Below are 20,161 nucleotides of genomic sequence, written 5' to 3'. Positions count from 1 at the left end.
TTTTTGACCTATAATTTACTTGAAAAGTAATTTATTTACTTACGGCGAAAGGAGAAATTAGTATATAAAGTAGTTTCAAAGTAGTTAGTAGTTGATAGATTTAAGGTCAAGGAGAATATCATGACAAAAATAAATGCATCAGATGCAATGTTAAAAGTTATTGAAGATTGGGGTGTCAAAAATATTTACGGTTTACCCGGTGGGTCAATTGATTCGACAATGAACGCATTATATAACCGAAGAGACACATTAAATTACATTCAAGTTCGTCACGAAGAAGTGGGTGCTTTAGCAGCCGTTGGGGAAGCAAAAGTAACCGGAGAAATCGGAGTAACCTTTGGTTCAGCAGGACCAGGAGCCGTTCACTTGTTAAATGGATTATATGATGCTCAATATGACCATGTTCCAGTACTTGCCTTGGTTGGTCAAGTTCCAACGAGTGCAATGAACACTAATTATTTCCAAGAATTAAATGAAAATCCAATGTTTGCTGACGTTAGTGTCTATAACAGAACAGTAATGACCGCAGAACAAATGCCAGCAGTAGTTGATGAAGCGATTCGTCAAGCCTATGCCAAACGTGGTGTTGCTGTCATTACCATTCCCAAAGATTTAGGTTGGCAAGAAATTGAAGATAATTATGTTTCTAGCGCTAATCTATATCAAAAGCCTTTGCCACTAGAACCTGCGGCTGAAAAAATCCAAGAAGCTTGGAAAATATTAAAAGAAGCAAAACGCCCTTTGATTTATATTGGTCAAGGAACAAGAGGAGCCCGCAAGGAAATCTTAGAACTTTCTAAAATGCTTCATGCTCCAATTTTGAGTTCTGCCTTAGGAAAAGGAATTATTCCTGACAATGCCCCTGCTTACATGGGGTCAGCTGGTCGAGTGGCCTCTAAACCTGGGGTAGAAATTGCGTCTAACACAGATGCTGTTTTGTTCTTAGGTTCAGATATGCCATTTCAAAGTTTCTTTATTCCTAAAGATGCTAAATACATACAAGTTGATATTGACGGAACTAAATTTGGCCGTCGTCATCAAGTAGATTTAGCTATTTTGGCAGATGCCAAACTGACAATTAAAAAATTAATGGAAGTGGGAGAACAACTTCCAGAAACAAATTGGTATCGCGCAGCACTAGCAGACAAAGAAAATTGGGTAGAGTGGCTTGAAAAACGTTCAGTTATTGACAGCTCACCTTTGGAAGTAGAACCTGTCTTTAAAGCCATTAATGACATGGCCACTGATGACGCCATTTTCCAAGTTGATGTAGGAAATGTCACAATTGATGGAATGAGACTTCTCGATACAAGTAAGGATCAAAAATTCACAACAAGTGGCTGGTATGCGACAATGGGTTATGCTCTACCTGCAGCAATTGGTGCGAAAGCGCAATATCCAGACCGTCAAGTTTGGTCAATTTCTGGTGACGGAGCTTGGGCAATGGTGATGCCTGATATTCTTACTCAGGTCAAATATAACTTACCAATTATCAATGTTGTTTTGACCAATAAGAGCCTTGGATTTATCGAAGCAGAACAAGATGATGCCAAACAACCACACTCAGGAATTGATTTGATAGGTGCTAATTTTGGCGCTTCTGCAGCGGCTTTGGGAGCTTTAGGTTTTGATGTTAATAATTTGTCAGAATTAAAAGAAGCTTTTGCAAAAGCTAAAGAAGCGAATCGTCCAACGGTCATCAATGTCAACATCTTTGACCATCGTCCATTACCTGTTGAACAATTGCAACTTGATTCTGCTGAATTTGAAAAAGAATATCAAACTCAAGGATTGATTCCATTTAGCAAATTGATTCAAGAATAAAAATAAATAATATTAGAATAAAAAGACATTAGAAGAGAGCTCTAATGTCTTTTTTAGATAGATTAAAATAAAAGAATAAATTAGAATAAAATTAGTTTTTGTTAGATAGGGATTATAAAAAAATAAAGTCAAATCATAGTATTATTAGTCACTATATATGAATTTGTAGGCGTTATTCATTGTCTTAGCGAATGTATTTTTATAAATACTAAAGCAAAACAATGTATTTCAATTTGGGAAATAAGAACAATATGAGATAATAATTATGTAAAATGAGTTTATGGTTGTGAAAATAATAAAATTATAAATCAAAAAGATTTAATCTAAAACTCAAATATGAAGCATGGATAAAAAATAGAAAGGAGTAGAATTCTACCAAAATAATTTCGATAAATATGAAATTCGCAAGAAAGGAATGATAGATGATAAAAAAATGGACGGTTTGTTTAAGTATAATAATCTTAGTTCTAAACTTTGTTCCAAACTTACTGCAAGGTCATCAAGTATTTGCAGAAAATCAAAAAAATTATAAAGATAAAGTTGAGCTTATTAATGATGAATCATTCAATATCTCATATAGTATGCGAGCTTTAGAAAATCAATACGAATGGGAAATTGATTATAGAATAAATAAAACAGAAAATGATAAAGAATTAAAGTTAAAGTTTTCTTTTGAAGGGAATCAGCCTATTGAAATAGAGGAAAATGAAAGCTGGACACTTAAAGAAAAAAATACAATAATTTCAGATTTTGAAAAAGAGAATGAAGGAAAGATTGTACTTAGAGCTAACAACTCTATTTCATTGTTAAACTTAGAAATTCAGGCAGATGCTAAACGTATTGAAAACGATCAAGAAGTCATCAGTGAAGATATTTTAGCGAAGAATGAATCAACAATTTTTAGCTTATATATTCCAGAAAATAATAAAGCAGATTCAAAAGAGAAGGATAATAAAAATACAGAAGAAGTATTAAATAACGAGTCAAGTCAAGAAGAAACTGTTAGTCAATTAAAAAAAGATTCACAATTAGCATTTTCTTACCCTTCAAACTTTGGGATAAAGGCTAGTTTTAATGATTTAGCGCAAAATTATGAAAATATTTCTCCTGAATATAGACAAGATGAGACAGGAATTTCTCCAAGTCATTCTTGGATACCTACGGGAAATACAACAGTGGTCAATCATCAAGGCTGGAATTCTTTTTCTTCACAGTGGGATGGAGTCAATAGTTGGAATGGAGAAGCAACAAATTTAGAAAATTCGTATATTGAATACGCTGGAGTTAATAATCCGGTCGATTTTGCCTTAAGAAAATATGCAAAAGAAACAGAAACACCAGGCTTATACGATGTTTATTTAAATGTTCGAGGAAATGTTCAAAACCCAATAAAACCAGTTGATATTGTTTTGGTAATTGATATGTCAGGCTCGATGCAAGGGGCAAAAGAAACTGCTGTTCGGCAAGGAGTGAGCGATTTTTTATCAACGATTCAAAACACTGCTTATGCAGACTATGTCAATGTTGGAATTGTTGGATATTCTAGTCCCGGGAATTATGTAACGGGAGCTAGTGGATATATCACTGTACCGATAGATAAAGTATCATCAGAAAGCCATGTTAAATCAATTAATCAAGCATTAGCACCACAATTTTCAGGTGGAACTTTTACTCAATTGGGACTTCGTAAGGGAACTGAGATGCTTGAACAGGACTCCAGTGATAATCAAAAAATGATGATTTTGATGACTGATGGTGTTCCGACGTTTAGTTACAAAGTAAATTCTGCCTCAAAAGTTGATAATGTCATTTATGGTCAAAGCTTTGCTGAAAGCCGAGATGAACCAGGAAACACTTCTAAGATTCAAAGCCCATATTCTGTTAAAGATATAAATGGTGGAAGTAATATCGAAATTCGGGACACTTGGGCCGCAACATTAGGAGAGGCAGAAATTTCTAAACAAAAGATATCAGAAATTCATACACTTGGAATTCAACTTGGGAATGATGGAAGCTATCTGAGTCAAGAAGAAGTCAAAAGTCGGACCAGTCTAATAGCTACGACAGGATTATACCAAGATGCAAATAGTGCAAATGATATTACTGATTATTTAAAAAATCAAGCAAATGTCGTTCTAAGTCGATTTAACACAATTACAAATGGATTGATTCTCGACCCACTAGGTGCTCAGTTTGAATATAAGGATACAAAGTTTGAAATTACTAGTGTCGGAGAAGACTCAATTGATAATTTACCAACAGGTAAGATAAACGAAAAAGGATTAGAAATTTCAAATCTTAATATTGGGAAAAATCAAGAAGTTCAAATTCATTATCAGGTTCGATTAAATACTGAAAACGATGATTTTAAAACTAATTATTGGTATCAAATGAATGGAGAAACGACGTTGACTCCAAACGGTAGTAACCCAGATAATAAAGTAAATTTTGGAGTACCATCAGCAAAATCATCAGGAATAAATCTTACCCTTGAAAAACAATGGTTAGCTAATTCAGAAAATATACCTGAGAATGTTGAGCTGCTTATAGGCCGAAGAAGTGCTCAAATATCATCTGATTGGACCAAGACTGTTACGCTTAAAGAGGATGATGAATGGCGGAGTCAGTTAGAAAATTTACCTAAGTATTCTATTTTGGGCGAAGAATTCATTTATGAAATAAAAGATGAGATTGTTCTTAATAGCGAAATATATGATTGGATAACAATTGGGGAAGACAAAACTACAATTGCTAACATAGAGAAGTTTAGATTACAGCTAATCAAAACATCTAACCATGATAATGAACCATTGTCAGAGGTGGAATTTGTACTTAAAAATAGTCAAGGAGAAGAAATTGACAAGGCAGTAACGAACGAAAAAGGTGAAATTTTATTTGATAAGACCCGTTTAAATTACGGAGAAGAATATCAACTCCACGAAATAAAATCGCCCGGTCACTCACTGGAAGGACCATGGAAAATAAAAACTGAACTTGAAAATGGGCAGCCTATAATAAAAGTTGATGGAGAGCAAATCGCTTTAGATGAACACTATAATAAATTCATGATTAGTCTCAATATCACTAATGATATAAATGTAGAGGAATTTAGAAACTCTGTTACAATTGATAAAAGAGCGGTTGATTCAGAAGAAAAACTTGATGGAGCAGTTTTTAATTTATATCAGATAGAATCAGTAGATGATGAATTGACCCAACTTAAGCCCCTTGAAATCACAAATAATCTATTACCCGGTCTTTACGCCTTGCAAGAAAGTGTTAGCCCAAATGGATATTACAGAGATGATGAAGTTCACTTTTTCCGAGTCAAATTTAATGGAAGCATTGTTGCTATTGGTAGTGAGGGTATAGATATTCCATTTTTAGATGAAAATGAAAGTGGAAAAAATGGATTAGTATTGAATGAAGAAGAAAATGGTGATTTGCATCTCACACTAATTTTTTATAATCAGGCCGTTCCGCCCTTGCAGTTAGAAGTTGATAAGATAGATGATGACTTTACCTCCCCTTTAGCTGGAGTAAGTTTTGAATTGACTCGCTTAGGTAGGAATTCTACTGATTCGGATTCCGTAAAAAGAATCAATAATTTTGATAGAATACTAAAAACATTTAATAATGACTTTACAGGAGAAACAATAGCCTTAAAATCTAATTCAGATGGCAAGCTAACTGTTATTGACAATGAAAATAATGGTCAAGAAAGTACATCTCCAATTAGTTTAGAGTATGATACTCAATATAAATTGGTTAAAAAAAGTTCGATTGGATTATTTCCAAATTTTGGAGAAACCTCCCAATGGATAATCACAACACCAAATATGGATGAACTTAAAGAACATGAAGAAGATAATAACATTGAAATTGATGGTGGAGATTTACTTGAAACCCCAGATGAATCAATACTAGAAAGTATCAATCAAACGCCAAGTACACTCGGTGTCGTTTCGCTTATTAAAACAAAGAATCCAGAATTCAAAGCATTAGAGAGTACTGATTCTCAGGTCGAAAAAGTAAAAAGTGACTCATCTTTCCAAGAAAAAATCTCAGAATATTTAATTTCTTTTGAGATTCATTCTAATATTACTCATAGTTTTACAATAAAAAAAGTTGATGGAGAAAGTAATAGACCAATGGACACCCAATTTGCTTTAAGGTGGGTTGAGAAGTTTGAACCGACTCAAGATTTTGACAGCCTTGAGCGTTTAAATCTTGACACTTTGGACTTGTCAGGAAATGATATTTCAACGAGTAGTAAGACTTCTATTGATGCCAAAGCAGGAGCCACTCTTTCTACTGAAAAGGGTTCTAGAACCTTAGACCATATGGCTAGAGGTAATCTTTATATCATAAGTGAAGAGGAGGTGCCTGCAGGTTATCAAAAGACTAACACTGTTATTGTGGCATACATGGATAAGGCACAAGGATATGCAGATAAAGCTACCATTCATATTAGATTAGCCAAACGTTCGGCAACTCATCCAGAAATCCTAGAGTTTGGAAGTTTAGAAGACTTTAAAGAATATAAAGGTGATTTGGAAGATGAAATAGGGATAGTATTTGCAAATTACAAAATAGCTGAAGGAGGAAGTGAAGAAAAAGAGAAAGAAAAAGAAGAAAATAATGAGATGCAGAATAAGCAAGAAACAAATAAACCGAACATAGAACTCCCTGCTCTTGGAGCAATCGGTGTAGGAGGAGTTGGGTTACTACTTATCATCTCAGCTTACTTATTGAAAAAGTATCGTGGAAAGTAGAAAATATATTTGTAAATAATGATGATTAAAAAATACTGACAGCTAGTCGGTATTTTTAATATTTGTTATAATAAGATTATTAGTCAAAACCATGACACCGAATAAGTAGTAAAAAGAGGAGGATATTCTTTACTAAAACAGCTCTTATTGAAAAAATTGATAAGAAAGAGGAAAACTCTAGCAAAAAAATGGTAATTATGGTATAATATACGCAAAATTTTGAAATAATTGATTCGAGGAAAAATATAAAAATATGAGTAGAATGATGCCGGCACGAGTGCGAAGTGAGGGAATCGCCCTCTATGCGAAAGGCTTCTTAAATGACCCAATTGAAACTGATTTTAAACTAACAGCAGAAATTGATGGTGAAGAGGTAAGTTATGACCTAGATGGCGCGCAAGATAGTTGCACTTGTGCAGTCTTTCAACAAAACCACCGCTATTGCAAACACATTGCAGCGATAGAAGAGTATCTAAAAAATCAAGATAAAGGAAGTCAGGAAACAAAAGATAAAGAAATCAAAGGAGCTGAACGAGCGCTTTTTGGTGAAAATGTTGCTTTTTTAGATGCTGTAAATGGTGAGACACAATTAAATTTCAATACAGACCAATATTCTATCGAAGTTCAAATTGAGGATAATAGTCAGCTTTATGATTATTTTTCAATGGATTATTTTTTGTATTTTGATTTAAAATTAAGAAGTAAAAATTTGGGCCGCTCATACGTTATTAAAGATATTCCTTATTTTCTACGTGCTTTAAAAAATTATAGTCAGTATTCTTTGGGTTCTCTACACTATATTGACCTCTTTTTTGATAATTTTGATGAAGCAAGTCAAGAATTTTTAACTTTTCTTTTAAAAATTGATAGTAAATCCGATGAAGCACTTACCAAATCCTTATATATTAAAAATGGGCGTTATCTTAATATTCCATTTTTATTCCTTGAAGAAGCAATGGACTTAGTTTCAGCTTTAGAGAATTATCAACTTCAGATTACAGGTAGAACGGTCAATTATTTTACATTTATAGCCCTTGATAATGATTCGGAGATTTTTAAATTTAAGGTTGAAAGTCAGCAAGATTATATCGAGTTGAAACTCTACAGTGAGGATTATCATAATTTTTATGATTATTCACTTCTTTATGCCAATAATGTATTTTATAAACTCAATCAAGAACAACGGCGTCTGCTCCTTGTTTTAGATAAGCAATTTGCTAAAAAATCACAAATTAAATTTTCATATGCTGATAAGGATAAATTAGCTCAGGCTCTTCAACAATTATCAACTTTGGGAGAGATTGAAGCGCCAGACCATTTTGTTGTCAGACCTTTTGATGCTAAATTTACTTTTGATTTGTTGGAAGATCAGACCATTAGTTTGGCAATGACTTTTGATTATGGAAGTTTCTCAATAGATAGTTTCCACGATTTAGAAACCCTAGAATTTTCAAGAGATTTGCGTAAAGAGCAAAAGATTTTTGCACTGATGGAACGTTTGCAGTTTGCTAAGGCTTTTAATTCGTCATTAAATATTCCAGAAAATTTATCAGAGAATTTCTTTTTGAAAATCTTACCTGCTTTTCAAAAACTTGGTCAGATTGAACTATCGCCAACTTTAAGAAATATGAGAATGGATGAAGTTCCTGAAATTCATATTGATAGTCAGGGAGGACTCTTAGATATTTCCTTTGATATTCCTCAGGTTGAAGATGGTGAATTTGCAAATGTTATTGCAAAATTACAAGAAAATGCTGAATTTTATATCAGTGAAAGTGGGAAATTTTATCATTTTAATGAAAAATTTGACCGCTTGAAAGCTGCATTAAACGAACTTGACGACCAATTTGTTATTCAAGGAAGCAGTTTACATGTTAATATTAATCGAAGTTTCCAAATTTCTAAAATATTTGAAAATATTGGTGGAACTTCCTTCTCTGAAAAATTTAAATCACTCTATCAACACTTGACGCATCCTGAAGAGTTTCCTTACGAGAAACCAGAACATATTAAGGCTTCCTTGCGTTCTTATCAGGAAACGGGTGTTCGCTGGATGAGTATGCTCTCTCATTATAATTTGGGAGGAATTCTTGCTGATGACATGGGATTAGGTAAAACGGTTCAAGCGATTACTTTTATTCTTTCTAATCTGAAAAAAGATGAGAGTGTTCTAATTACCGCACCAGCTAGTCTTACTTATAACTGGGCAAGTGAATTTGAAAAATTTACTGATGAGATTGATTTTGCTGTTATTGACGGGACAAAAGCCGAGCGAAGTAAAGAAATTCAAGAAAAACATCAAATATATATCACAAGTTATGGTAGCTTCTTGAAAGATTTTGAAGACTATCAGGATAAAAAATTGAATTACTTACTTTTGGATGAAGCTCAAGTTGTCAAAAATTATAGTAGTAAAACCAATAAATCACTATCTGCTCTGAATGTTGAACATACCTTTGCCCTTTCAGGAACACCACTAGAAAATCGAATTGAAGAAATTTGGGCCATTTTCCAAGTGGTGATGCCAGGCTTTTTACCAAAACGTGAAAAATTCAATAAGATGGAACCATCTGTTATCTCAAGATTGATTCAACCTTTCATTATGCGTCGTAAAAAAGAAGATGTGCTTGAAGAACTTCCAGAAAAAATGGAAATTACGGTCTATAACCAATTAGCTGATGATCAAAAAGTAATCTATTTAGCACAACTCGAATTGATGCAAAAACAAGTTTTAGAAATGGATAGTGCGGCTTTATCACGTTCAAGAATTGAAATTCTGGCAGGAATTACACGACTTAGACAAATTTGTAATACACCAGCATTATTTATGGATGACTATAAAGGAAGTTCTGGGAAACTTGAACGTTTACGAGAATTATTGGCGCAAATTAAAGATTCAGGCCATCGTCCTTTGATTTTCTCTCAATTTACAAAAGTTTTTCCACATATTGAAAAATTGATGGAAGAACAAGAAATGACCGCTTATAAACTGACTGGTTCTACTCCAATTAAAGATCGACTTTCAATGGTTCAAGCCTTCAATGCTGGTAGTCGTGATGCTTTCTTAGTTTCACTAAAAGCTGGTGGGGTTGGGCTTAATTTAACCAGTGCTGATGTCGTCATTTTGGTTGATTTGTGGTGGAACCCAGCTGTTGAAGAACAGGCTATTGCGCGTGCCCATCGGATGGGACAAAAAAATACGGTAGAAGTCATTCGCTTGATTACCAAAGGTACAATTGAAGAAAAAATTATGGAAATCCAAGAGCGTAAAAAGGATTTAATTGCTAATGTTTTAGAAGGCGATACAGTGGATAAAGTCCTTAGTGAAGCAGAAATTCGTGAAATTCTTGGAGTATAGCTTTAAAAAACTTAGAAATTAAGCTATAATGGATATTGAAACGGTTATCTTAGAATCTAAATCTTGTTTTGATATTTTATCTAGTAGAAGAAAAATTCTATAAAAGCTAGGAAAGACAAGAGTTTTCAATGTTCTTTGATAAACTTTCATCATCTTCATAAAGAATTAAAGTGTAATTAATAGATTAAACAAACTATAAAAAAGTAGGGCAAAACATGGTAGAAAGAAGAGTGGTATTTCCAGTTATTGGTGATGACGAAGCACTTCAAAAAGATACTCGGGTAATTTTTACTAACCAGCAGTTGCTGACAAGAAATCCCAGCCTTCAGGATGAAGCTTCAATTGAAAATAATAAGCCAAAAACTGATGCCAAGAGACCTGAGAGTTTCAAACCTTATAAAGCTAAAACAAGCTTTAGCACACAGCATCGTCCGCTAAACTCTAATCATGACGGCGTAAGTTCCTATGATAAAATGCCTAAGAAAACTAGCGTTGACGAGTCAAAAGAACGGGCAAAACGGGCAGCAGCAACACTTCCAAAGCCTCCTAAACAATATGTTTCACCATTGGAGCGGGACAAGGAGGATATCACAGTTCGTCGTTCAACATCAGCAATTTTGAATAAGCGACCTTCAGCTAATGATAACCCAATTCGGGATATGAAAAATCAAGGAATGAACGTTTCTGATGCAGTCGCTAAAGGCGGAATGAAGAAGGCAGTTCCACATGGAGCCGCTGCTAATGACACACAAAAAGGAAGTTATTTTGAAAATAAGCGGAAAAATATCTTTGACCGTGGAATCGTTTAATTTTCAAATTTAAATGAAAAACTGACAGAGAAGTTAAATTTTATTATGGTAAAATTTACTTTGGAGATATCACTTGTCAGTTATTTTGTGTGTCTTTGAGCTCATAAAAATTTAAGTAAATAAAAAAATAATTGTAAGAAAAGAAGGGAAATTTCTGTCAGTGATTGATAAAGAAATAGAATTACTGACAGAAAATTTTATCATGGAAAAAACATATCATTTTACCGGTATTAAAGGTTCAGGCATGAGTGCACTTGCGCTAATGTTACATCAAATGGGAAAGAAAGTTCAAGGTTCGGACTCAACAGATTACTTTTTCACACAACGTGGTCTTGAACAAGCTAACGTACCACTTTTGCCTTTTGACGAAAAAAATATTAAGCCCGAATTTGAATTGATTGCTGGAAATGCTTTTCGCGATGATAACAATGTTGAAATTGCATTTGCCCATAAAAATGGATTTCCATTCAAACGTTATCATGAATTTTTGGGACATTTCATGGAAGATTTTACTAGCATTGGGGTTGCAGGTGCACATGGTAAAACTTCAACAACTGGAATGTTAGCTCACGTGATGTCTAATATCGTGGACACTTCTTACTTGATTGGTGACGGAACTGGTCGTGGGATTGAGGGAAGTGAATATTTTGTCTTTGAATCTGATGAATATGAACGTCATTTCATGCCTTATCATCCTGAATATACAATTATGACAAATATTGACTTTGACCATCCTGACTACTTTGAAGGAATTGAAGATGTCACCTCAGCTTTCCAAGATTATGCAAATAATATTAAAAAAGGTATTTTTGCTTACGGGGAAGATGTTAACTTACGTAAATTGACTGCCAAAGCACCTATTTACTATTATGGTTTTGAGGCTAATGACGATTATCGTGCCGAAAATTTGGTCAGAAGTACACGTGGCTCATCTTTTGATGCTTATTTCCGCGGTGAAAAAATTGGTCATTTTGTCGTTCCAGCTTATGGTAAACACAATGTATTGAATGCCTTGTCAGTTGTAGCCGTTTGTCATAATCTTGGGTTGGATATGACGGAAGTTGCAGACCACTTATTGACTTTCCGTGGAGTGAAACGTCGTTTCACTGAGAAAAAAGTAGGTGAGACAGTCATTATTGATGATTTTGCTCATCATCCAACTGAAATCGAAGCAACATTGGATGCTGCACGTCAAAAATATCCTGATCGTGAAATCGTTGCCGTTTTCCAACCTCATACTTTTACTAGAACAATTGCATTTGCTGACGAATTTGCAGAGGTGCTTGACCATGCGGATACCGTTTACCTTGCTCAAATTTACGGTTCAGCACGTGAAGTAGACCATCATGAAATTACGGCACAAGATTTAGCTGACAAAGTTCGTAAACCAGCCAAAGTAATTGATCTTGACAATGTTTCGCCATTGTTGGATCATGACCGTGGGGTTTACGTCTTTATGGGAGCAGGAAATATTCAAAAATATGAACTTGCTTTTGAAAAGTTACTTAGCCAAGTCTCAACTAACTTACAATAAAATAAAAAAGTACTGACAGCTTTTTGGTCAGTACTTTTTTTTGTTTTATTCAATTTTTGTTAGTAAAAAAAATTCAAGTCACGGGAGTGCGACTTGAATCAAAGGGGTTTATGAAGAAATTATTTAGGGAGTAATATGAGTATAAATGTAAACGCTTAAACGAACCTTAATTTGTTTAAAAATTATCCTAATAAAATATACTTTATTTCCGCAGTAAGAATATTTGCCGCTTTTTCGGACGCACAAATAACGAGCAGAGTATCTGCTCCGGCAATTGTACCTAAAATATCTGTCCGACTATCACGTTCGTCATCTAAAGCATTCGCCAACACATCGGCCTCACCCAATTTTGTCCGAATAACCACTAAAGCTCCGACAGATTTTGCTGAAATAACAAAATTATAAAAATACAACTGCAAATCAGAATTAATTTTGGAATTGCCAGAAGTCAAAAATGAGTAAAAACTCTCTCCTTTATCTCGTTTTTTTATAATATTTAATTTTCTGATATCTCTTGATAAAGTAGCTTGTGTTACCTCTACACCGCGTTCTAATAATAGAGATTGAAGCTCTTCTTGAGTCGATATTTTATTATTTGTCACAATTTCTTTAATAATTTCTAATCTTTTATCTCTTTTCATAGCATAATTATACCATATAATGGACTATATATTGACAAAATTAGTGTTTTTTCTGTATAATTAATGAATGGATGAAAAACAATTAGTAAGCCAAGCACTGTCTGCTGCAATCGATGGTGTTCTTGGAGTAGAACAAATCGCGGCTATTATCGAAAAACCTAAATCGTCAGATTTAGGAGATTTAGCATTCCCAGCTTTTCAATTGGCCAAAACTCTCCGAAAATCTCCACAAATCATTGCTGGAGAAATTGCTGAGAAGATAGATACAAAAGGCTTTGAGAAAGTTATCGCAGTAGGACCATATGTTAACTTTTTCCTTGATAAAAATGCAACTGCCTCAGAAGTAATTCGAGAAGTCTTGACTGAAGGTGAACATTACGGTGATGCAAATATTGGTCAAGGAGGAAATGTTCCGATTGACATGTCTGCGCCAAATATTGCTAAACCTTTTTCAATTGGGCATTTACGTTCAACTGTTATCGGGGATTCAATCGCCAAAATTTATGAAAAATTGGGTTATCAGCCAATCAAAATCAATCACTTGGGCGACTGGGGTAAACAATTTGGTCTTTTGATTACAGCTTACAAGAAATATGGTGATGAAGCTACAATTACAGCTAATCCGATTGATGAACTCTTGAAACTTTATGTCAAAATCAATGCTGAAGCTAAAGAAGATCCAGAAGTCGATGAAGAAGGACGTCAATGGTTCCTTAAAATGGAACAAGGCGATGAGGAAGCACTTCGCATTTGGAAATGGTTCTCAGATGTTTCTTTGATTGAATTTAACCGTATTTACGGAAAACTTGGTGTAAGTTTTGACCACTTCATGGGTGAAAGTTTCTATAGTGATAAAATGGACGCCATTGTTGAAGATTTAGAAAGTAAAAATCTTTTACACGAATCAAAAGGTGCTTTGATTGTTGACCTTGAAAAATATAACCTCAATCCAGCTTTGATTAAGAAAACAGATGGTGCAACACTCTATATTACACGTGACCTTGCAACAGCAGCTTACCGTAAAAAAACTTTCAATTTCGTGAAATCTCTTTATGTTGTTGGTGGCGAACAAACCAATCACTTTAAACAATTAAAAGCAGTTTTGAAAGAAGCTGGTTATGATTGGTCTGACGATATGGTGCACGTTCCATTTGGTATGGTAACTCAAGGTGGGAAAAAATTCTCAACTCGTAAAGGGCATGTCGTGAAATTGGAAATGGCACTTGACGAAGCAGTTGATCGTGCTGAAAAACAAATTGAAGCCAAAAATCCTAATTTGGAAAATAAAGAAGAAGTTGCCAAACAAGTTGGGGTTGGTGCTGTTAAATTTTATGACTTAAAAACTGATAGAAATAACGGTTATGACTTTGACTTGGACGAAATGGTTTCATTTGAAGGGGAAACAGGCCCTTATGTTCAATATGCACATGCTCGTATTCAATCAATTTTACGTAAAGCAAACCGTAAGGTAGATATTAATAATATTTCTCTCGCAGTTTCTGACGCTGAAGCTTGGGAAATTGTTAAAGCATTAAAAGAATTCCCAAATGTTGTTAAACGTGCTGCAGATAATTATGAACCATCTGTTATTGCTAAATATGCAATTTCGCTTGCGCAAGCTTTTAACAAATATTATGCTCATGTTCGCATTTTAGAAGATGATGCTCAATTGGATGGCCGTTTGGCTTTGATTAGCGCTACTTCAATCGTCTTGAAAGAAGCATTGCGTCTTCTTGGGGTTGCTGCACCTGAAAATATGTAAAAAATAAATTTTTCACTTAATCTCTTATCAAAAAGATTTAATTCTTTAGGATAAGAGATTTTTTTGTTGCCTTTTTAAAATACTTTTGTAAAATAAGCTTTTTTAATAAAAGCCTAAGAATCGCATGATAACAAAAGAAATGAATAAACGTGAAATTGTCAGAATATAAAAAAACATGTATAAATGAATAAACCTTTGTAAAGTGTAGCATAAGTGCTTGACAAAAAATATGCATAGATGTATAATTTCCTTGTAAACGATTCCAATAATACCGAATCGAAATCAGAAAGGATACTCCAAAATGAACAATGGAATTAATGTTAACTCAGAAATTGGGAAATTAAAATCAGTCCTCCTCCACCGCCCAGGTGCGGAAGTTGAAAATATTACCCCAGACACAATGAAACAACTTTTATTTGATGATATTCCATATCTCAAAATTGCTCAAAAAGAGCATGATTTCTTTGCTCAAACTTTGCGTGATAATGGTGCAGAAACTGTTTATATCGAAAATCTTGCAACAGAAGTTTTTGAAAAATCATCTGAAACAAAAGAAGAATTCTTAAGTCACTTATTACACGAAGCGGGTTACCGTCCAGGACGCACATATGATGGTTTGACTGAATATTTGACTTCAATGTCAACAAAAGATATGGTCGAAAAAATCTATGCTGGCGTTCGTAAAAATGAATTGGATATCAAACGTACAGCACTTAGCGATATGGCAGGATCTGATGCAGAAAATTATTTCTACCTCAATCCATTACCAAATGCCTACTTCACACGTGACCCACAAGCTTCAATGGGTGTCGGAATGACCATTAATAAAATGACCTTCCCAGCTCGTCAACCTGAAAGCTTGATTACAGAGTATGTTATGGCTAATCACCCACGTTTCAAAGATACTCCAATCTGGCGTGATCGTAACCATACCACTCGTATCGAAGGGGGTGATGAATTAATTCTTAACAAGACAACAGTAGCTATCGGGGTTTCAGAACGTACTTCATCTAAAACAATTCAAAATCTTGCTAAAGAGTTGTTTGCAAACCCTCTTTCAACATTTGACACTGTACTTGCGGTTGAAATTCCTCATAACCATGCAATGATGCATTTGGATACAGTATTTACAATGATTAACCATGATCAATTTACTGTCTTCCCAGGAATTATGGATGGTGCTGGTAATATCAATGTCTTCATTCTTCGCCCTGGTAAAGATGACGAAGTTGAAATTGAACATTTGACTGACCTTAAAGCAGCACTCAAGAAAGTCTTGAATCTTTCAGAACTTGACTTAATTGAATGTGGTGCAGGTGATCCAATTGCAGCTCCTCGCGAACAATGGAATGATGGTTCAAATACACTTGCTATCGCACCCGGCGAAATCGTTACTTACGACCGTAACTATGTAACTGTTGAGTTATTGAAAGAACATGGAATCAAAGTTCATGAAATTCTTTCAAGCGAACTTGGTCGTGGCCGTGGTGGTGCACGTTGTATGTCACAACCACTTTGGCGTGAAGATTTGTAATCTTAAAGATTTAAAAATATCTTCGTAAGTTCATTGATAGCTTAGGAAGAGAAACTTTAAACTTATAATTTCGTAGATTCGCTTGATAATTAAATTATTTAGGAAAGAGTGAATCACTAGCTTATTAATGTAATTTAAAAAATTCATTAAATATAATAAAAATAGAAAAAGGAAGAAAAAATAATGACATCACCACTTATTACAAAAGCAGAAGTAAACTCAGTATTCCAAGGTCGCAGCTTACTTGCTGAAAAAGATTTCACACCAGCTGAAATTAACTACCTTGTTGATTTTGGTCTTCATTTGAAAGCATTGAAACAACAAAATATTCCTCACCACTACCTTGAAGGTAAAAATATTGCCTTGCTCTTTGCAAAAACTTCAACTCGTACACGTGCTGCCTTTACGACTGCTGCAATTGACCTTGGGGCTCATCCAGAATACCTTGGAGCTAACGATATTCAATTGGGAATTAAAGAATCAACAGAAGATACAGCTCGCGTGCTTGGTTCAATGTTTGATGCTATCGAACGTCGTGGATTTTCTCAAAAAGAAGTTGAAGATTTGGCAAAATACTCTGGTGTTCCAGTTTGGAATGGTTTGACAGATGATTGGCATCCAACACAAATGATTGCAGACTTTATGACTGTTAAAGAAAACTTTGGACATCTTAAAGGTTTGACATTAGTCTACGTAGGCGATGGTCGTAACAACATGGCAAACTCACTTATCGTAACTGGTTCTATGCTTGGTGTGAATGTTCATATTGTTGCTCCAGATTCACTTCATCCTACTAAAGAAGTTATGGATATTGCAAATAAATTTGCTGAAAAATCAGGTGCTAAACCCCTTGCAACTTCAAATATTGAAGAAGGTGTTAAAGGCGCAAACATTATTTACTCAGACGTTTGGGTATCAATGGGAGAATCTAACTGGGAAGAACGTGTTAAACTTTTGACTCCATATCGTATCACAATGGATATGCTTAAAATGACTGGAAATGCTGACAATGGTCAATTGATCTTTATGCACTGCTTACCAGCATTCCATGATACTGAAACTGAATATGGTAAAGAAATCAAAGAAAAATATGGTTTGACAGAAATGGAAGTGACTGACGAAGTATTCCGTTCTAAATATGCTCGCCAATTTGAAGAAGCAGAAAATCGTATGCACTCTATCAAAGCAATCATGGCTGCAACTTTGGGTAATTTATTTATCCCAGCAGTTCCTGAAGATTTTAAATAATTAAAATAGATAATTTGTCAGTTTACTGACAGAGCTGTCAGTAAACTGATAGATTTTGATTTAAGTCGTTGAAAGCAGTCTAAGATAAAATTAGACTGTTTTGGCGGTTGAAATCACTGAAAGGATTGATATGGACGCAGAAAATAAAAAAGGAATTGGCCTTGCTGCTTTAGTTGCGATTATTGTTTCTGGAGCAATTGGTGGTGGGGTATTCAATCTCTCTAACGATTTAGCAACAAATGCATCACCTGGTGGTGTTATCATTTCATGGATCGTTATTGGTTTTGGTATTTTAATGTTGGTTTTATCACTAAATCATTTGGTGGTAAATAAACCTGAACTTTCAGGTGTATCAGATTATGCACGTGCTGGTTTTGGTAATATGGTTGGTTTCATCTCAGGCTGGGGTTATTGGTTATCTGCCTGGGCAGGTAACATTGCCTTTGCTGTTTTGATGATGACTTCCGTTGACTATTTCTTCCCCGGCGTATTTCAAGCTAAGAATGGTTCTTTGACCATTCTGTCAGTAATTGTTGTTTCAATTGTTTCGTGGGGATTGACCTTACTCGTTATGCGAGGTGTTGAAGGTGCTGCTGCTATTAATGCAATTGTCCTCGTTGCAAAATTGATTCCCTTGTTTGTTTTTGTAATTGCTGGAATAGTAACATTTAAAGCTGGAGTATTCAGCGCTCACTTCTGGCAAAATTTCGTTGCGAATACAAATGCTGATGGTGTCATCAAGAGTTTAACTTGGTCAAATATGACTGGCGGAGATTTATTCAGTCAAGTCAAAGGTTCACTTATGGTTATGATTTGGGTCTTTGTCGGTATTGAAGGTGCTGCTATGATGGGTGACCGTGCAAAACGTAAATCAGATGCCGGTAAAGCTTCAATTCTTGGTTTGATTGCCTTGTTAGTAATTTATATCTTGCTCTCATTATTACCATTTGGTTTTATGAGTCAACAAGAGTTAGCAAACACAGGACAACCTGGTTTAGTTCATATTTTGAACGCCATGGTTGGTGGTTGGGGTGGCTCACTAATGGCCATTGGTCTGGTGATTTCACTTCTTGGTGCTTGGTTATCATGGACAATGCTTCCAGTTGAGGCAACACAACAATTGTCAGAACAAAAATTACTTCCTAGTTGGTTTGGTAAACTTAATGACAAAGGTGCACCTAAAAACTCACTTTTGTTGACACAATTAATAGTTCAAATCTTCTTGATTGTTACTTATTTTGTAGCTGATGCTTACAATGTTTTTGTTTACCTTTGTACTGCTGTTATCATGATTTGTTACGCCTTAGTTGGTTTATACCTCTTTAAATTAGGGATTCAAGAAAAGAAAACAAGTAACATTATTATTGGTTTCATCGCAGCTGCTTTCCAAATTTTAGCATTGTACTATTCAGGTTGGCAATTTGTTTGGCTTTCATTAATTCTCTATGCTGTTGGTTTCATTCTTTATGCTTTGGGCAAAAAAGAATATGGCACTAAAATGTCCACAGCAGAATTAATTGCAACTTTTGTTTTAACAGTTTTAGGAATCCTTGCTGTTTTTGGAGTATATGGAAACTGGCTTGGCTTGCAAGATGCACTTGGAATTGATGGTAATACATTACTTGTTGCTGTTGTTCCACTGATTGTAGTGACATTTATTGTTTACTTTGTCGTTCGTAACGATATTAACAAAAAAGAAATAAAAAATTAAGCGAAGGGGTACAGAAATGGTAAAACGTATTGTTGTAGCCCTTGGTGGGAATGCTATTCTGTCGAAAGACCCATCAGCGAAGGCTCAAAAAGAAGCACTTGAAGTTACAGCTGAACAATTGATGCCATTAATTAAAGATAATGACCGGCAAATGGTTGTGACTCATGGAAATGGACCACAGGTTGGAAACTTACTTTTACAACAACTAGGTTCAGATAGTGAAAAAAATCCAGCTATGCCATTGGATACAGTTGGAGCAATGACCCAAGGTGAGATTGGTTTTTGGACCGTTCAAGCATTTACAAGAGCAATGGCAAATAATGGCTTGGAGCGTTATCCAGTTATTTCAGCAGTGACTCAAACATTGGTTGATGAAAATGATCCAGCTTTTAAAAATGCTAGTAAACCAATTGGTCCTTTTTACACAGAAGAACAATTGCCAGAAATTAAGAAGCAATTTCCTGATTGGGAATTAATGGAAGACGCTGGTCGCGGATATCGCCGAGTTGTTCCAAGTCCTAAACCACTTGAAATTATTGAAGCCAAAGCTTTTGGACCAATCTTAGAATCTGGTAGTCTATTGATTGCTTCTGGCGGTGGTGGAATTCCCGTCATTAAAGATGGTAATGGTTATCAAGGTGTTGAAGCCGTAATTGATAAAGATTTCTCTGCAGCTAAACTGGCTGAGATGGTTGGAGCAGACGAGCTTTTGATTTTAACAAGCGGTGGTGACGTATATTTGAACTATGGGAAAGAAAACCAAGTTCATTTGGAAACAGTCAAAGTTTCTGAAATGCGCAAATATGTTGACGAAGAACGCTTTGCAAAAGGTTCAATGGGACCAAAAGTCGAAGCAGCTGTTAGTTTTGTTGAACGAACAGGTAAGACTGCTACAATTACTAGCCTTGACAATGTTGAAAATTTTGTCAAATCTGGTAGTGGAACAAGAATTGTTCCTTAAATAA

11 protein-coding genes are annotated in these 20,161 nt (G+C 34.9%); 10 read left to right on the top strand and 1 reads right to left on the bottom strand.

Features of this window, described 5'->3' with window-relative positions:
- The first annotated feature begins 120 nt into the window (after positions 1–120).
- The 5 genes from spxB to murC all read left to right on the top strand — a co-directional run bounded on the left by spxB (position 121) and on the right by murC (position 12,300).
- A complete protein-coding gene (spxB, locus tag IAE51_RS07260; RefSeq protein ID WP_012898585.1) occupies positions 121–1,824 on the top strand; it encodes a pyruvate oxidase in 1,704 nt (567 codons plus the stop codon).
- 422 nt (positions 1,825–2,246) lie between these two features.
- The gene (locus IAE51_RS07255) at positions 2,247–6,599 is read left to right on the top strand and encodes a SpaA isopeptide-forming pilin-related protein (RefSeq protein ID WP_200095099.1); all 4,353 of its coding nucleotides are present in this window, start codon (positions 2,247–2,249) and stop codon (positions 6,597–6,599) included.
- Positions 6,600–6,852: 253 nt separating this feature from the next.
- The gene (locus tag IAE51_RS07250) at positions 6,853–9,957 is read left to right on the top strand and encodes a DEAD/DEAH box helicase (protein ID WP_180259821.1); all 3,105 of its coding nucleotides are present in this window, start codon (positions 6,853–6,855) and stop codon (positions 9,955–9,957) included.
- A gap of 215 nt (positions 9,958–10,172) precedes the next feature.
- Positions 10,173–10,766, top strand: coding sequence for a hypothetical protein (locus IAE51_RS07245; RefSeq protein ID WP_010906281.1), 594 nt, complete (start codon positions 10,173–10,175; stop codon positions 10,764–10,766).
- A 202-nt stretch (positions 10,767–10,968) separates the two neighbouring features.
- On the top strand, positions 10,969–12,300 hold the full coding sequence (gene murC, locus IAE51_RS07240; RefSeq protein ID WP_025016838.1) for a UDP-N-acetylmuramate--L-alanine ligase: 1,332 nt from the start codon (positions 10,969–10,971) through the stop codon (positions 12,298–12,300).
- 182 nt (positions 12,301–12,482) lie between these two features.
- Here murC and argR read toward each other — a convergent pair whose 3' ends face one another.
- Positions 12,483–12,941 carry an arginine repressor gene (gene argR / locus IAE51_RS07235; protein WP_004254487.1) on the bottom strand — a complete coding sequence of 153 codons (459 nt, stop codon included), beginning with the start codon at positions 12,939–12,941 and terminating at the stop codon, positions 12,483–12,485.
- A gap of 67 nt (positions 12,942–13,008) precedes the next feature.
- On the opposite strand from argR, the gene argS reads away from it, so the two are divergent.
- The 5 genes from argS to arcC all read left to right on the top strand — a co-directional run bounded on the left by argS (position 13,009) and on the right by arcC (position 20,157).
- On the top strand, positions 13,009–14,703 hold the full coding sequence (argS, locus tag IAE51_RS07230; RefSeq protein ID WP_010906279.1) for an arginine--tRNA ligase: 1,695 nt from the start codon (positions 13,009–13,011) through the stop codon (positions 14,701–14,703).
- Between the two features lie 301 nt (positions 14,704–15,004).
- Positions 15,005–16,237 (top strand): arginine deiminase, encoded by a 1,233-nt coding sequence (gene arcA / locus IAE51_RS07225; RefSeq protein ID WP_004254504.1) that lies wholly within the window; start codon positions 15,005–15,007, stop codon positions 16,235–16,237.
- A gap of 183 nt (positions 16,238–16,420) precedes the next feature.
- Complete coding sequence (gene argF, locus IAE51_RS07220) at positions 16,421–17,485, top strand: ornithine carbamoyltransferase (protein WP_004254507.1); 1,065 nt, start codon at positions 16,421–16,423, stop codon at positions 17,483–17,485.
- A 130-nt stretch (positions 17,486–17,615) separates the two neighbouring features.
- A complete protein-coding gene (locus IAE51_RS07215) occupies positions 17,616–19,196 on the top strand; it encodes a basic amino acid/polyamine antiporter (RefSeq protein ID WP_200095114.1) in 1,581 nt (526 codons plus the stop codon).
- A 16-nt stretch (positions 19,197–19,212) separates the two neighbouring features.
- Positions 19,213–20,157, top strand: a complete 945-nt coding sequence (arcC, locus tag IAE51_RS07210; protein ID WP_033900764.1) for a carbamate kinase — start codon at positions 19,213–19,215, stop codon at positions 20,155–20,157.
- Positions 20,158–20,161 lie beyond the last annotated feature (4 nt).

This window comes from Lactococcus sp. S64 (genome assembly GCF_016516525.1).
GTDB lineage: Bacteria > Bacillota > Bacilli > Lactobacillales > Streptococcaceae > Lactococcus > Lactococcus lactis.
Note: the sequence above shows the minus strand (reverse complement) of the source record. Positions and strands in the feature narration are given on the sequence as shown.

Coding starts and splice junctions, on each gene's coding strand:
- spxB (WP_012898585.1), top strand. CDS start 121: ATGACAAAAATAAATGCATCAGATGCAATGTTAAAAGTTATTGAAGAT.
- IAE51_RS07255 (WP_200095099.1), top strand. CDS start 2,247: ATGATAAAAAAATGGACGGTTTGTTTAAGTATAATAATCTTAGTTCTA.
- IAE51_RS07250 (WP_180259821.1), top strand. CDS start 6,853: ATGAGTAGAATGATGCCGGCACGAGTGCGAAGTGAGGGAATCGCCCTC.
- IAE51_RS07245 (WP_010906281.1), top strand. CDS start 10,173: ATGGTAGAAAGAAGAGTGGTATTTCCAGTTATTGGTGATGACGAAGCA.
- murC (WP_025016838.1), top strand. CDS start 10,969: ATGGAAAAAACATATCATTTTACCGGTATTAAAGGTTCAGGCATGAGT.
- argR (WP_004254487.1), bottom strand. CDS start 12,941: ATGAAAAGAGATAAAAGATTAGAAATTATTAAAGAAATTGTGACAAAT.
- argS (WP_010906279.1), top strand. CDS start 13,009: ATGGATGAAAAACAATTAGTAAGCCAAGCACTGTCTGCTGCAATCGAT.
- arcA (WP_004254504.1), top strand. CDS start 15,005: ATGAACAATGGAATTAATGTTAACTCAGAAATTGGGAAATTAAAATCA.
- argF (WP_004254507.1), top strand. CDS start 16,421: ATGACATCACCACTTATTACAAAAGCAGAAGTAAACTCAGTATTCCAA.
- IAE51_RS07215 (WP_200095114.1), top strand. CDS start 17,616: ATGGACGCAGAAAATAAAAAAGGAATTGGCCTTGCTGCTTTAGTTGCG.
- arcC (WP_033900764.1), top strand. CDS start 19,213: ATGGTAAAACGTATTGTTGTAGCCCTTGGTGGGAATGCTATTCTGTCG.